This is a genomic window from Parabacteroides sp. Y3-G-102, assembly GCF_023656845.1.
Classification (GTDB): Bacteria; Bacteroidota; Bacteroidia; order Bacteroidales; family Tannerellaceae; genus Parabacteroides; species Parabacteroides distasonis.
This window is the reverse complement of sequence record NZ_JAMOKU010000018.1, coordinates 1-15,514: the sequence shown is the minus strand read 5'-3', so window position 1 is coordinate 15,514 and position 15,514 is coordinate 1. Positions and strand designations below refer to the sequence as shown.

The following is a 15,514-nucleotide window of genomic DNA, read 5'->3' as shown; positions in this document are numbered from 1 at the left end:
TTGAATTTGGCGTAAAGATACAAAAAACTACTTTTCCCCTACTACAACGATCTTCTTTCCGATACCGCAGCCCTTCTTAATTTCCGGGCTACCTTTCTCCTTATACAAGAATCCGCGGAACATGCCACCACTGTTATAAGGCATGGCGATATTTCCTAGTTTATCCACGGCGATCAAGCCGCCGTTGCCGGCGTTCGTATTCAATTCCGTATGGATGATATAATCCGCCGCTTTCTCTACGCTTTCCTTAAGGTATTTATAGCGGGCACACACATCGAACGCTACCGCATGACGGATAAAATACTCTCCATGCCCCGTACAGGAGACAGCGCAACTGTTATTATCCGCATACGTTCCCGCCCCGATCACGGGCGAATCACCGATACGCCCCCAACGTTTCTTAAACATACCGCCGGTACTGGTCCCGGCCGTTAAGTTTCCTTGCTTATCCAGAACGACACAGCCTACCGTACCGTTCTTCTTACTTTCTTGCTTTAACTTCTCGATCCACCCCATCGTCTTGGGCGTAGCGAAATACATATTGTCTTCTACCATTTCCAAGCCTTGTTCCTTGGCGAACTCCTCGGCACCGGCTCCGCTCAGCATGACATGCGGAGATTTTGTCTTTACGGCATAGGCGGCATTGATCGGATGCTTCACGTGTTTTAGGCCAGCTACAGCGCCTGCGCTTAAATCCTTGCCTTCCATGATGGAAGCGTCCAACTCAAAAGTTCCCTCCGCCGTACAGGTAGCACCGATTCCGGCGTTAAACAACGGATTTCCCTCGAAGTAATTAATGACGGCCATAACCGCCTCCGGTCCCTCGCCTCCCGCCGACAAAACTTTATCTCCAATCATTAAAGCGGAGTCCAATGCGGCGTAATATTGAGCCGACTTAACCGGATCTTCCTCCAATCCGGCCATCGCCCCCGCACCACCATGTACCACGATTACATACTCCCGGTCTTGCGCAAAAGCAATGGATGACACCATCAAAGCCGTCAAGGCTATCATTTGTTTTAACATGCTATTATATTTAATCATTTATACAATGTTCAAAAATAGAACAAATATCTGAATTATCTTAGAGACATAGACTTATTTCCCGATTTTTATCCGTACATTTACTTCGAACGGTAATCTCTTAAATAATAACATTATGGAAGAATACATCGATTCTATCATAAGAGTGGGAAAGATATTGATCGGAAGCATAATGGTAGTGTTCGTACTCTGGTACATCGTAAAGGATATTGTCAAGGCTTATGGGAAAGATTCCCATGAGCCGGATTAAAAAAAGTGCCGTGGCAATATGACCACGGCACTTCTCTTTATTATATCATAGAGAGCTATTTCATTCGTTCGTATACCATACCGGTCCCGGCTGGCTGCCCATGACGAACTCCAATGTCGCCCCGCTCATGATTTGCTCGTGGGTGATATAACTCTTATCATAAGGTTGTCCGTTCAGCTTCACGGATTGGATATAAATATTCTCCGCAGAGACCTCGGGAGCCAAAACCGTAAAGGTCTTGCCATTACCTACATGCATCTTCACTTCCGGGAACAACGGGGAGCCGATCTCATATTGGCCACTGATCGGATCAACCGGGTAGAATCCCATGGCGCTAAACACAAACCAAGCGGACATCTGCCCACAGTCCTCATTACCGCAAATACCGTCCGGGGTATTCAGATACAAATCATGTAATACCTGAGCCACGTATTTCTGAGTCTTCCAAGGCTGGCCGACCTTATTATATAAGTAGATCACATGATGGCTCGGCTCATTTCCATGCGCATATTGACCGATCATGCCTGTACTAAAGATAGGCAATTCCTCATCCGATTTGGGGACATAGGTAAACATACTATCCAATTTCTCGGCGAAACGTTCCTTACTTCCTACCAATCCGATCAAACCGTCCAGATCTTGCGGCACGGACCAGAAATATTGCCAACCATTGCTCTCGCAAATATCTTCCGTATAATCATCGGGGCTGAAATTAGCGGCAAAGTTTCCTTTCTCATCACGAGGCTGCATAAAGGAAGTTGCCGGATTGTACACATTATGATAATTCTGTGAACGTTTAAAGAATTCGTCGGCAATCTCTTTCTTACCCATCTTCTCGGCCATCTTAGCGATGCAATAATCATCGTAGGCATACTCCAAGGTCTTCGATAAAGACCAGTTCTCCCATTTTTTCGGATCGCTATAAGCCGGTACGTAGCCCAACTTCTTATAATCGCCGATACCCCGATAGTCATCCCGGTTGGCTGTCGCTATACAAGCCTCCAGCGCTTTCTCGGCATTGAAATCACCGATACCTTTCAGATAAGCGTCTACGATAACGGGCACCGCATGATAACCGATCATCATATTCGTTTCCCAGCCATAAAGGTTCCATAAAGGCAAAGCCCCGTTCTGCTCATAGAACTTCAAGAAACCCTTGATCATATCATTCGCCCGTTCCGGCTCCGTATACGTAAACAACGGATGGGAGGCACGGTAGGTATCCCATAAAGAGAAAGTAGAGTAATTCGTCCATCCGTCCGCTTTATGGATTTGCTGATCCGGGCCGTAATAAGAACCATCCACGTCGCTATAGATCGTCGGGGCGATCATGGAATGATACAAGGCCGTATAGAATTTCACCATATCGTCCGTATTCCGGCTTTTCACCTCAATCTTGGAAAGCTGTCGGTTCCAATTCGCGCTAGCCTGCGCTTGATAGTAATCGAAATCATCCTTCGGGGCTTCCGCACGCAAATTCTTTCCCGCTCCCTCCATGCTGACGCCAGAGATTCCGGTCGTGACAAGGATTTCCTCATCCTTCTTCGTATTGAAATCGAAACGGGCCACATAGGCCGTACCGATCCAACCTTTTTCCTTGGTCACGATAGAAGTCGTATCCATATGACAAGCCACGAAAGGCTTAGAGAAACGGGTCTCGAAATAAACATGCTGCAAGGGAGACCAGCCTTGGGATAGGCGGTATCCACGAATCGTCGTAGAGTCTACCACCTCGATCTTGGAATCCAAGGTAAAGTCCCAATTCATCGCCTTCTTCAAGTTCAAGAATACCGAAGCCTCGGCCTCCGGGAAGGTATACCGCTGGATACCGCAACGCTCGGTAGCCGTAAGCTCCACGTTAATGTTATAATCCTTCAGCAATACCCGGTAATATCCTGCGGAAGCCGCCTCGTCATTATGCGAGAACGTGGAGTAAATGCCTAACGGCGCAGGGGCCTCTTTATAAGGACGGGTCACGGGCATAAAAGAGATATCGTATAAATCGCCTGCCCCCGTACCGGAAAGGTGCGTATGGCTAAAGCCGGCGATCGTCGTATCCGGATAGAAATACCCCGAGATGCGATCCCAACCCGGCAAACCGTTATCCGGGCTCAATTGTACCATACCAAAAGGAACTTGGGCTCCCGGGTAGGTATTGCCGGTAAAATCCGTACCGATCATGGGGTTCACATACTGCGAGTAATCCGCCTCCTGTTTCTTTTCAGGCGTGCAGGCCACGAGTGCCAGCAAAGAGACCGCCAATATAGACATGTGCTTCATGTTATGCAATTCGTTTTGAGTTTGAGCAAACATACATAAATTATTTCGAAAGAGAAACAGTTTACGGGGAAAACTTTCTATTTTCATCGGGGTGAAAATCTTTTTTCATTATGATGAGAATCTTTTTTCATCAAGGAGAAAATCTTTTTTCATCAAGACGAGAATTCGGTGGAATCCTTTAACTTTGTACAAAAACTACGATAACATGGAAGATAAAACATCGACACTTCGTTTGATCTATCCCCAATGGCAAGGTGGGATCGTGAATCATTGGATGCCCGACCTTCCTGCGGACGACGCTTCCAGAGGGTATTACCTTGGTGCTCAATTACTCAATATCCTCGCTCCCCCAAGTCCCCAGAAAACCGTGGAAGTACCCATCTCACTAGATATAAAGGATAGGGAAACGGATCTAGGGGTCAGCGCCCGTAAGATTATTCTGAAACAAACAAAAGCGGCCCTTGAATTATTACATGAAAACACTCCGGAAAAGATCGTCACTTTAGGGGGCGAATGTTCGGTGAGTGTCGTACCCTTCACCTATCTGGCCGCTAAATACCCGGATGATATCGCAATTGTCTGGATAGACGCGCATCCGGATATAAACTTGCCGTATGACGAGTATAAGGGATATCATGCGATGGCCCTGACGGCCTGTCTAGGGATGGGTGATGAGGAGATTCTTCAATTATTACCGGGAAAGTTCAAGATCTCGAATAGTTTAATCGTAGGTTTACGCTCGTGGGACGAGGGTATGAAGGAACGGCAGAAAGAATTAGGTATAAAAGGTTTATCTCCGGAAGAAGTGGCGGCTGATAGCTCGCTTATCCTCGAATGGTTGAAAGGGACAGGTGCTTCCAAGGTTGTCATCCATCTCGATATAGATGTCATTGATCCAGCGGATATGATAGCCGGGGGCGGCATAGAACCGAACGGGATGAAAATAAACGAGGTAGTACGTGCCATCAATGACATTGCGTCCGAATACGATCTAGTAGGACTTACCGTCGCCGAACCTATGCCACGGATAGCGATTAAGCTTAGGAATATGTTGAGTCAATTACCACTGTTAAAAGCTTAAGCAATCAGATTGCCGTTCCGGTATTCTGATGGTGAGACTTTCAGCAATCGTTGCACGTAACGGCTGAAAAAAGACAAAGAAGAGAAATTCATATTGTCTGAGATTTCTTTCAATGTCAGGTTCTTGTCTGAAAGCAAGTGGGTAATCCGGGAGATGGTGAAACGGTCTATCCAGTAATTTGCTGTAAATCCGCTTGCTTTCTTACAAACTTCCGTAAGGTATTTAGGCGTAATGCAGAGCCGTGAAGCGTAATAGGATACTTCCCTGTGGTTTCGATAATCCCCCGCTTTTAGCAGATTTATAAATCGCTCCATCAACACGGCATTTTGTTCCGATACAGAGGGAGATTCATAAATTCGTGCATGGAAATCGTAAAGGTCGAGCACGAAAGTTTTAGCCAAACAACCGATTAGTTCGTCATGAAAACGATGCGTATGGTCCGTCAACCGCCTGCGGATAAGTTCAATATCTTCCATAAATATCCGCTGTTCTCGCTCTGTAAGCGACATGATCGGGTTACGGAGTAGTGTCAACTTTCCTATCACGTCATAATCATTTCGAGGGATATTCTTGAATGAAAAACTGTTCGAGATATAAAGTACCGTTACCTGAAAATCGTCGCTTATCTCTATCTTAGATATAAGTTCATTATGAGTAAATATAACGCAATCCCCTTTCCTCATCCGAAACCATTCGCCCGTCATCAGGAATGAAGCTTCACCCTCACGACAAAGCGCATGTGTACAATACCGGTCAAAACTCCCGGAAATCATATCATCGAGGTTGTCAGCAAATAGGATATCCGTATTCATAATCAGCTCTCTTGTTTACAGAGTAAAGATACAGAAAAACACGATATAAAAATAAAATCGAGACTCAACAACCGAAAAAAATGAAAATAGCACCGACTTTTATTTATCGTCATATCCGCTTATCAGACATAACTTTGCGACCACAATTTAAAATAACATTACGATGAACAAAACAGTAAAATTGAACAACGGCGTAGAAATGCCGATCTTGGGTTATGGTGTATATCAAATAGCCCCCGAGGAATGTGAACGTTGCGTATTGGATGCTATCAGCGTAGGCTATCGCTCCATCGACACGGCACAAGCGTACTATAACGAGGAAGGTGTAGGCAAAGCCATAAGTAAATGTGGCGTACCTCGCGATGAATTGTTCATCACCACAAAAATATGGGTGACCAACGCCGGAGAGGAGAAGGCGAAAGCCTCCATCGATGAGTCTCTGCGCAAATTACAGACCGAATATGTTGATCTTCTGCTCATTCACCAGCCTTTTGGCGACTATTATGGAACATATCGTGCCATGGAAGAGGCTTACCGTGCAGGAAAAGCCCGGGCCATCGGCGTAAGTAACTTTTACCCGGACCGTTTTATCGGCCTAGCGGAACATGTAAAAATAAAACCCGCAGTGAATCAAGTGGAAACACACGTCTTCAATCAGCAAGTGAAAGCAGAGGAAATCATGCGGGAATATGGTACACAAATCATGTCATGGGCCTCTTTCGCAGAAGGGCGCAATAACTTTTTCACGAACGGGATATTGACGGGAATCGGACAGAAATATAATAAATCCGTGGCGCAAGTCGCCTTGCGCTTCCTCATCCAACGCAACATAGTCGTTATCCCCAAATCCACGCATAAAGAACGGATGGCAGAGAACTTCGACGTATTCAGTTTTGAACTTTCGGAACAGGACATGAATGAAATCGCGAAGTTAGACAAAGCCCAAAGCCTGTTTTTCTCACATTATGATCCGGAATTGGTACGGTTCATATTGAGCCTAGAGAAAAACAGATAAACAAGGCCTACACAAAAAGAGGCGTAATCCGTTATGGATCACGCCTCTTTTATATTACATTATTATAACTTTCGGGGTTTATTCCTCATTATTATCTTCCTCATTCTCCTCGTCTTCTTCCTTTGGGGCTTTCTTCACGAAGAACGCACTCAACTCATACAAACCGTAGAGCGGTAAGAATACGATACTTAACGTAAACGGATCACTACTTGGAGTGATGAACGCCGCACCAACTAACAAGCCGACAACAGCATGCCGTCTGTATTTATGAAAGAACGAGCGGTTTAGCAACCCTATCTGAGATAATAGCCAAGATACCAATGGCATCTCAAATACAATTCCCATCACGAATATCAACATCAAGAAGTTATCCATGTAAGAATCAAGGGATACCTGTTCCGTAATGGCGGCACTCAACTCGTAAGTCGCCAAGAAACGTAGTGTCATCGGGAACACCAAGAAATAACCCACTGAGCATCCGATAAAGAACATTATAGTTCCGAACAAGAATACCCAACGTACATTTTTCTTCTCATTCTCGTAGAGAGCCGGACTTACGAACTTCCAGATCTCCCACATCAAATAGGGGAAAGTCAATAATAACGCCAGCCAGAAGGAACTTGTCATATGCGTGAAGAACTGGGAAGCCAGTTTGATATTGACAATGTTCACATGGAACGTATCATTACAAAAGTCCGGGAGAAAAGAAAAATGAGAACTAATCTTACACATTTCCCGATAGACGATGAAATCGGAGCTACACGGGGCCATCACGACATTATCGAACAGCCACGGCATTACCGAGAACCCGGCTATAGCAAAAACAAAGAGCGCTAAAACAGAACGAAATAAAGTCCAACGAAGTTCTTCTAGGTGATCCCAGAATGACATTTCTTCTTGTTGCATCTTCCTTTACTTCTTTTCCGTATCGTCTAATTTGATATCGTCTTCCAAACCTTTTACACCGTCCTTGAAATTCTTCACACCCTTACCGATACCTTTCATCAGCTCAGGAATTTTCTTTCCACCGAAAAGTAACAACACAACAATGGCGATGATCACGATCTCGCCAGTACCTAAGTTTCCTAAAAATAGTAATTCATTCATGATATTATAATATTAGTCATTAATATTCTCGTTTCTATGGGGGCAAAGATACAATTTGTAATGAATAGTAGCCTCATTATTCCAAATTTATTACCTTTGCACCGTCTTAAAAAACTGAAATTAGAAAAAAATTAGAAAGATGAAAGCGTACGTATTTCCCGGTCAGGGGGCACAGTTCGTAGGTATGGGCAAAGACCTCTACGATAATAATCCTCTTGCTAAAGAGATGTTTGAGAAGGCTAACGAGATCCTTGGTTTCCGTATCACGGATTTAATGTTTGCCGGAACAGACGAGGATCTGAGACAAACCAAGGTTACTCAACCAGCGATCTTCTTACACTCTGTTATTCTCGCGAAAACATTAGGTGATCAATTCCAACCGGATATGACCGCAGGTCACTCATTAGGAGAATTCTCTGCCTTGGTAGCTGCCGGAGCATTGTCTTTCGAGGACGGCTTGGTATTAGTTTCCAAACGTGCCATGGCTATGCAAAAGGCTTGCGAGGCAACTCCCTCTACAATGGCCGCCGTATTAGCCTTGCCGGACGCGACGGTTGAGGAAATTTGCGCAAGCATCAAGGACGAGGTAGTGGTTTGCGCTAACTATAATTGCCCGGGCCAATTGGTAATCTCCGGTTCTATCCCCGGTATCGATCAGGCTTGCGAGAAGTTATTGGCCGCAGGCGCTAAGCGTGCCTTGAAGTTGAAAGTAGGTGGAGCGTTCCATTCTCCATTGATGGAACCGGCTCGTACGGAGTTGGCTGCCGCTATCGAGGCTACGACGATCAATAAACCTTCTTGCCCGGTTTACCAGAACGTAAGCACGAAAGCCGAGACTTGCCCGGAAACAATTAAGGCTAACTTGATCGCACAGTTAACCGCCCCAGTACGTTGGACCCAAAGCGTACAAAACATGATCGCCGACGGTGCCACTCATTTCATCGAGTTAGGCCCGGGTGCCGTTCTTCAGGGATTGGTTAAAAAGATTAATAAGGAAATGACTACGGAAGGTATGCAATAATTTACCTTTCAATGTAATAGGATAAAAGTCCGAAAAGGATGGAGGGTGATTTCCCTCGTCTTTTCCGGACTTTTTTATATACGATGATGATTCGAAAAGATCTTGAATGCTAAACTAATCAAAGGCCAACGTTGTTTTATACTATAAACACAATTCAGAATATAGAAAATGGAAACAGTACAACAGAAAAATAGGATTATCCTACTTTGGCCGGATGGAGCGCCCACTAGTAATGGATTGGCCGGCGTAGAATTGGAAGATGCCCCGAATGCCATATCCAATATATCGAATCCTTCCCTATTGGTTTATCCGGCGACGAAGCCGAATGGCAAGGCGATCTTGATGTGTCCGGGTGGCGGACTTTCCAAGATTTCGATCGGACATGAGGGGCGTGATATGGCCGCATGGTTTAATGCGCAAGGTATTACTTATGCCGTATTGAAATACCGGATGCCGAACGGACATAGGGAAGTCCCTCTGGACGATGTTCGCCAAGGTCTCCGCATCCTCCGTAATTACTCGGAAGAGTGGAAGATTACGAAGGTCGGTGTCATGGGTGCCTCCATTGGCGGTTATATCGCCGGGCATGCCGCAATATTCGGGGTAGACGACGCACGTCCGGATTTCCAAATACTCCTTTATCCGGTTATCAGTATGCTACCTCATTTAACGCACCTTAAATCGAGGGAACGGCTATTAGGAGCGAATCCCACGCATGAGGAAGAGGAAGCTTTCTCTTTGGAATTGCACGTAAACTCACTGACGCCTCCCGCCTTTATAGCGTTGGCTTCGGATGACGAGGCGATTAGCCCGGAGAATAGCGTGCTTTATTATCTCGCTTTGCTAAAGAACAAGGTGTCCGCCTCCTTGCATATTTACCCAAAAGGCGGCCATAGTTTTGGGTTCAGGGACAGCTTTATCTTTAAGCATTTATGGACTGAGGAATTGGAGAAATGGTTAAGTATGATCGAATAAGAGACTCGGGTTAAAACCCGAAGTCTCCATGACCCTCGTCCGCTGTCTCCTCCTCCGTTCCTTTTATATAAATAAAGTCATCTCCCTTGCGAATGCAAGAAGAGGCCGATATTTTCTCACCCCAACGTTTCAAGGTTTTTTGATCTTTCACGTAAATTAAGGCTTGAAAATAATCGGTCTTCCTTTCTCCCACGAACCAGACTCCCGTGAACGGGCAATCTTCCAGCAATTCAGCCAAAGACGTACTGGCGTTTGAGACAGAGATTGGGCCTCGCAAATATTTCACCGCACCCGAATAAGGGGAACGAATCCCAAGTATCTCCGGGATTTGAGGAGCCTCCTTACCATCCATCGGTAAATAAAGACGGATCAATTCGTCTACCGCATCCTTAGCGGCCGAGGAACCGGAAGGGATATCCATAAAAAACGGTGCCACACAAGTAAATGCGTGACACCGAAAAAGTATATATAAAACAGACCAAGCAGGTTCGCTATTTAGCGTTCCACCAAAGTGGAGTAGTCGTCAAGTCCGGGCCGCCCAAAAGCTGGAGAGCTTGCGCATAACCCACTTGATTATTCGTTTGGATATTCGCCGGATAACGATAACGTTTCGGGTAGAAATCCCAACGGCATTCCTTAGAGGTAGCGACCGTCAAAGGAACTTGATTCAATGGGTTGTAATCCTTCTCTACCGCTTGGTTCTCGAAGAAAGGAAGACCTAAACGACGATGATCGCTCCAAGCCTCTTCCGGCAACCAAGGAACTTGCGCTATATATTTCTGGGTGATAATCTTCGTCAGAGCGTCATTATTATAAGCGCCATTCCGGTAGATCGAGTTATGGGGATATTCATACGTACGGCTTTTTACCTCCTTCGTATATGGGTCCGTATAACGGATCGTATACGATTTCGCCTCTGTCGTATGGTCGAAAGCGACGGAAGTACCTACACGGTTGTATTTCTGAGACGATAGGTAATCACCGACTTGGCTCAATAAGCCATGATACTCAAAACTAGCCGTAACACCAGACTCATAATTGGATTTAGCCGTTCCCGGAACTTTCCAGCCTTTCACTGCAGCCTCCGCCAATAAGAAGTAACTTTCCCACGGGCCGAAGAAGACACGCTTATTGGTGCTCATTCGATATTGTTTCGATATAGAGGGATAATTATAATTCTTACCTGTCAGCTCACTTACCAGACCGGCTTTCACGTCCCATTCTCCGGCGACCCAAGTGCCCCACGTATATTTCGGATCGATCGTCAACATATTCTGGGTATTATCCGCCGGATTCTTCAAGTGAACCGGCTTCACCTCGCTGGCCGCACCGATATAATCGGAATAAACCACACCATCATCCCAGCCCACTACACTAAACAACTTCGGGGCACGGGGATCTACATATTGAGGTATACCGTCGAAATAGAAACCGGCGCACGGATCATTCGTCGTCAGCGGGAAGTGCTGGTTCAAATATAAACCTTGATAATCGTATGGATTCTTCAAATGGCTTTTTAAGGAGTCCGGCAACGGAAATTCCTGTCCACCCAAACCAACTACCAAGTTCTTAAACGTCACGGACATCGCCTGCCCATTCCAAGGACGAGACATCACGCTCGTCAGCTCATCCCAACCCTCTTTCTCCTGCACGGAAGCGATATCGGTTGGCTCGGAAATAAATGTCTTAGAGGCGGCATCCTCAAATTCCGCTTTCGCTAAGGCAGGATCGACAGCTGAGATACGCATCGCCAAACGCATACGCAAGGAGTTGGCGTACTTCTTCCATTTCGCAACATTTCCCGCATAGAAAGCATCCTCGTTAGCCATAGCGGACATATCCAAGGAGGGGTCTAACGCAGACTCAGCTTCCCGTAATTCTTTCAATATAAATTGATAGATAGCCTCTACACTATCGTACTCAGCCGGTACACCGGAGAAAGCGGCTAACGCAGGGATCGGCCCGAAACCGTCAGCTACTTCCGAGTTCAAGTAAGCACGCCAGATGCGGGACATCTGGATCACGTTCTTATAATAAGGATAAGTATCCGCCTCGCCATTGGCAACCATCTGCTCTCCTAACTGGATCGCTTTGGTCACTTGGTTCAGCCAACCCACGGCGTAATCGTTACTCAAGTAGGTAGTACTATAATCATTGTTATCCGTACCGATCGTAAAACCACTTCCCCTATTGAAACGGGAAGCACGGTCCCAGTACAAGATAAAGATACGCTCGGCTATCTCTGGGTTCATCTGGTCTCCCATGATAGAGGCATTCAGGAACCATTGGGGTTTCACCTTATCCTCTCCCACAAGATTCGGGTCCTCATTGATCTCCTGAAAGTCATTACAGGAAGAAAGAAGAGCAGCCACCGATACCAGTCCGGTAAAAAGTATATTTCTTGTTTTCATCTTCATCATTTTTATCGTAATTCAAATTATCATGTATTCCATTAGAATCCCACGGTTACATTAAACGTATAGGAACGGCTGGTCGGCGCGGCTCCATTCTCGAATCCGGTAGCGTTGGTATTCGTGGCGGCAACGGACTCAGGGTCGATACCCGGCAAGTTATAATGGATCATCCAAACATTGTTACAAGTAGCGGATAGACGTACACGCTGGAAAGGCGTTTTCTTCAACATCTGTCGATTGAACTCGTAGCCAAAGGTGATATTACGCAAACGGACATTGGTGGCGCTATAGGTATAAACCTCTGGTAAACCATAATTTCCGGTAGACCCAATACGCTCCCAATAGTTCTGGGGAGTGACGGCGACCGTATTCTCCGCATAACCACTGCCCTGTTGAACCACGGTATTCGGTACCACGAATTCGGCACGATCACCATTCACCACTGTTCCGGCGGCGTTACCCCGGGTATACAGGTTGGAGGCTGTCGCCGAATAGATGCTACCACCGATACGGAAGTCTATCAAGAAGCTCAGGTTAAAACCTTTATAAGAGAAATTATTGGTCCAACCCATCATCCAATCCGGACTCTGGTTTCCTACTTTCGACTTCTCGGTAGAGATCAAAGGCAAACCGTCATCACCTACGACGATCTTTCCATAGTGAGGACTATTCTCATCGGTCACACGCATAAAGGTCTGCCCGTAGATCTCACCATAATAACCACCTACCGGAGCTACGATCTGGATAGCGTCGAACGTCTTTATATCATATAGATTCACGCCCTCGTATAATTCTTTGATCTTATTCCGGTTCAAGGAGAACTGCGCCGTAGAGCTCCAGCTCAATCCGGCGGGATTGTCTAGAATCGTACCGTTCAAGGAGATCTCCAAACCCTCGTTCTGAATGTTACCCGCATTAATCTTACGGGAAGCATAGCCGGAGAACGGGTCCATCGGTAAATCCAGTAACTGGCGGGTAGCGTTGGACTTATACCAAGCGGCATCCAAGCCTAACCGGTTATTAAAGAAACGGATATCGAAACCGGCCTCCCATGATTTAATCAACTCACTACGTACGTCCGAGTCGTAAAGTACCTTACCCGATTTCGCCGTCGTATTCCCGTTGGGGTCCTTGCCTACAGAGTAGAAGTTATATAATTGATACGGGTCCAAGTCGTTACCTACCTCAGCGAAGGAGGCACGTACCTTAGCGAAAGAGAACCAATCCGGCATGCTTCCGCCAATCTTCGGCAACATATCGGAGATCACCGCGGAGAAGCTGACAGACGGATAGAAATAAGAGCGGTTGGCTTTCGACATCGTAGACGACCAATCGTTACGTGCCGTAACATCCAAGAACAGATAACCATCCCAGTTCAACTGCAACGACCCGTACAAGGAATTCATACGACGGCGGATCAACTCGGAAGTGACTGTTGGCTTATTCACGCCATTATTCAGCGAGAACAAGTTCGGCACCAACAACTCTCCGGCAGAAGCGTTCATCTTATTACGCTGCTGGAGCATCAAGTTACCACCGAAAGTAACGAAGCCTCCCAGCCGATCGATCAAGTTATCCTTCCGGGCCGTAGCCAAGAAACTGAAGTTATTCTCATAGAAGGTCTCCGATCCCTCGGTATACAGACCTCTCGGACTGGTATTACCACCGGCATATACTTTCTCGCTCTTCGTCGTGGTATAATAATCCGTACCACCTCTCAACTCAATATCGAACCAATCGGTCGGGGCATATTTCAAGGAGATATTTCCTAACAAACGGTTACGGGTATCCTCGTTCTGGCGATAACGGGTCACCCAATAAGGGTTCTCCTGCGGATTCTTGGAGGCGTCATACCAAATCATATTGCCTTGCTCATCCACGTCATCCTCAAACTCACGGATATTCAAGGAACGAGGCAGGTTATAGATCGTATTGAAAGCGTTCGAGGGATTCACGCCCTGAATCGGGCGGTTATGTGCGTTTTGATTGATATAATTCACCTTGGCATCTACTTTCCACTTTTCCGCCTCATCTAGGAAAGTAGTGGCACGCAAGGTAATATTCGTCTTGTTTAGTTTTGAGCGTGGGGTGATGCTAGCATCGTCGGAACGGTTTACGGAGGCGAATACCGCCGTACCCTTTATGTTCTGCTGGAAGCTGACACCCTCGTTAAAGGAGGTTCCGGTACGGAAAAAAGCGTCGATATTATCATATGTATGCAGAGGGATTTGGTTGCCTCTCCAATCGGTTACCATTTGTCCCGTGGCTTTCGGTCCCCAGCTAAGGCGGGATTGGTTATCGTAAACGCCCACGGAGCCTTGTCCGAAGTCGTTCTGTAAATCAGGTTTCAGGAAAATCGTCTCGGCGGTGATACCGGCGTTGATCGTAATACCGAGTCCCTCGTTCTTACGTCCGGACTTGGTAGTGATCAAGATCACGCCGTTACCGGCACGTGAGCCATAAAGGGCGGCGGCGGAAGCACCCTTCAATACCGTCATGGACTCGATATCTTCCGGGTTGATATCCGAAAGACCGTTACCCATATCCGCTCCGGAGTTACCCCATACATCATCCACGCCACCGGTGAAGTTATCCATCGGGGTACCGTCTACGACGATCAAGGGCTGGTTGCTACCCGTCAATGAGTTATTACCACGAAGTACGATCTTAGAGGACCCTCCTACGCCATTGCTTGAACGGACGATCTGCAAACCGGAAACCTTACCGGAAAGGGAGTTCGCCAAATTCGGCTCACGGGAGGCCAAGAGGTCGTCCCCTTTCAACTCCTGCATGGCATAGCCCAAGGCTTTCTTATCTCGTTTCATACCCAAGGCAGTCACCACCACCTCATCGAGTTTCTGGGTATCTTCCACGAGTTTAACCGTAATCTCGGACTGGCCGGTATATGGGATGTCTTGCGAGGTATAACCGATAAACGATATCTGTATGATATCCCCTTTCTTCACGTTATCCAAAGTAAAATGCCCGTCCAAGTCGGTCATAGTACCATTGGTAGTTCCTTTCACGATTACGGACGCCCCGGTAACGGGTCCTAAGGCATCCTCAACTATTCCCGACACCTTTGCGTTTTGCTGGGAAATGTCAACCTTCGGAATCCCGGGCATAGGCGTGGCGTATAAGTTTCCCGAGAACCCAAGCGCCCCTACCAACAGGATTAAGCTGACTGGTCTGAATCTTTTCAACATAACTACTGTTTTTTGTTTATTTTGATAGACAATGTTTTAGTTTTTGCGTCAACGAATGTCATTTATCCTGTATAAACATAAAAAGGGCAGATATGTTTTGAGTTTAACATATACAAGAGTAACCGGAGAGAGATGAGTATCACTCCGGTATCTCAGTAAACCAGGAAGGTCGTGAGTTTAGTGACATGTCTTGTCCTGAAATAGCTTGACACTTTTAAGGGGCTAAAAAGTATAGAAATGATCAAAAGAAAGCCCAAAAGAGTGTTCACGGAACCCTTTAAATTATCCGTGTTACGCGAGTATTACAGT

The 15,514-nt window shown here is 46.3% G+C and carries 13 protein-coding genes; 5 read left to right on the top strand and 8 right to left on the bottom strand.

Annotated elements, in window-relative coordinates; all coding sequences use genetic code 11:
* Positions 1 to 27 precede the first annotated feature (27 nt).
* Complete coding sequence (locus NBH16_RS10705; protein ID WP_195474476.1) at positions 28 to 1,026, bottom strand: isoaspartyl peptidase/L-asparaginase family protein; 999 nt, start codon at positions 1,024 to 1,026, stop codon at positions 28 to 30.
* A 133-nt stretch (positions 1,027 to 1,159) separates the two neighbouring features.
* Here NBH16_RS10705 and NBH16_RS23300 point away from each other — a divergent pair, with 133 nt between their 5' ends.
* Positions 1,160 to 1,294 carry a hypothetical protein gene (locus tag NBH16_RS23300; protein ID WP_005858250.1) on the top strand — a complete coding sequence of 45 codons (135 nt, stop codon included), beginning with the start codon at positions 1,160 to 1,162 and terminating at the stop codon, positions 1,292 to 1,294.
* 60 nt (positions 1,295 to 1,354) lie between these two features.
* Here NBH16_RS23300 and NBH16_RS10700 read toward each other — a convergent pair whose 3' ends face one another.
* Positions 1,355 to 3,661 (bottom strand): GH92 family glycosyl hydrolase, encoded by a 2,307-nt coding sequence (locus NBH16_RS10700; protein ID WP_121962593.1) that lies wholly within the window; start codon positions 3,659 to 3,661, stop codon positions 1,355 to 1,357.
* A gap of 118 nt (positions 3,662 to 3,779) precedes the next feature.
* Here NBH16_RS10700 and NBH16_RS10695 point away from each other — a divergent pair, with 118 nt between their 5' ends.
* Complete coding sequence (locus tag NBH16_RS10695; RefSeq protein ID WP_005866168.1) at positions 3,780 to 4,655, top strand: arginase family protein; 876 nt, start codon at positions 3,780 to 3,782, stop codon at positions 4,653 to 4,655.
* Here NBH16_RS10695 and NBH16_RS10690 read toward each other — a convergent pair.
* A complete protein-coding gene (locus NBH16_RS10690) occupies positions 4,652 to 5,467 on the bottom strand; it encodes a helix-turn-helix domain-containing protein (protein WP_005866166.1) in 816 nt (271 codons plus the stop codon). The two genes, NBH16_RS10695 and NBH16_RS10690, sit on opposite strands and share 4 nt — an antisense overlap.
* 163 nt (positions 5,468 to 5,630) lie before the next feature.
* On the opposite strand from NBH16_RS10690, the gene NBH16_RS10685 reads away from it, so the two are divergent.
* Entirely contained in the window at positions 5,631 to 6,482 is an 852-nt protein-coding gene (locus NBH16_RS10685; protein ID WP_250788503.1) for an aldo/keto reductase, read from the top strand.
* 78 nt (positions 6,483 to 6,560) lie between these two features.
* On the opposite strand, the gene tatC is transcribed toward NBH16_RS10685, so the two are convergent.
* Complete coding sequence (gene tatC, locus NBH16_RS10680) at positions 6,561 to 7,388, bottom strand: twin-arginine translocase subunit TatC (RefSeq protein ID WP_005866162.1); 828 nt, start codon at positions 7,386 to 7,388, stop codon at positions 6,561 to 6,563.
* Positions 7,389 to 7,394: 6 nt separating this feature from the next.
* On the bottom strand, positions 7,395 to 7,589 hold the full coding sequence (locus NBH16_RS10675; RefSeq protein WP_005858259.1) for a Sec-independent protein translocase subunit TatA/TatB: 195 nt from the start codon (positions 7,587 to 7,589) through the stop codon (positions 7,395 to 7,397).
* Positions 7,590 to 7,728: 139 nt separating this feature from the next.
* On the opposite strand from NBH16_RS10675, the gene fabD reads away from it, so the two are divergent.
* A complete protein-coding gene (fabD, locus tag NBH16_RS10670) occupies positions 7,729 to 8,610 on the top strand; it encodes an ACP S-malonyltransferase (RefSeq protein WP_005866160.1) in 882 nt (293 codons plus the stop codon).
* 168 nt (positions 8,611 to 8,778) lie between these two features.
* Positions 8,779 to 9,585 carry an alpha/beta hydrolase gene (locus tag NBH16_RS10665; protein ID WP_048928368.1) on the top strand — a complete coding sequence of 269 codons (807 nt, stop codon included), beginning with the start codon at positions 8,779 to 8,781 and terminating at the stop codon, positions 9,583 to 9,585.
* Positions 9,586 to 9,595: 10 nt separating this feature from the next.
* Here NBH16_RS10665 and NBH16_RS10660 read toward each other — a convergent pair whose 3' ends face one another.
* Genes NBH16_RS10660 through NBH16_RS10650 form a run of 3 tightly spaced genes read right to left on the bottom strand, consistent with a single transcriptional unit; the run spans position 9,596 to position 15,205 of the window.
* On the bottom strand, positions 9,596 to 10,021 hold the full coding sequence (locus NBH16_RS10660; protein WP_229040482.1) for a hypothetical protein: 426 nt from the start codon (positions 10,019 to 10,021) through the stop codon (positions 9,596 to 9,598).
* A gap of 55 nt (positions 10,022 to 10,076) precedes the next feature.
* Positions 10,077 to 11,996: a SusD/RagB family nutrient-binding outer membrane lipoprotein gene (locus tag NBH16_RS10655; protein WP_044545814.1), complete on the bottom strand. Its 1,920-nt coding sequence runs from the start codon at positions 11,994 to 11,996 to the stop codon at positions 10,077 to 10,079.
* Between the two features lie 41 nt (positions 11,997 to 12,037).
* A complete protein-coding gene (locus NBH16_RS10650; protein ID WP_250788500.1) occupies positions 12,038 to 15,205 on the bottom strand; it encodes a SusC/RagA family TonB-linked outer membrane protein in 3,168 nt (1,055 codons plus the stop codon).
* Positions 15,206 to 15,514 lie beyond the last annotated feature (309 nt).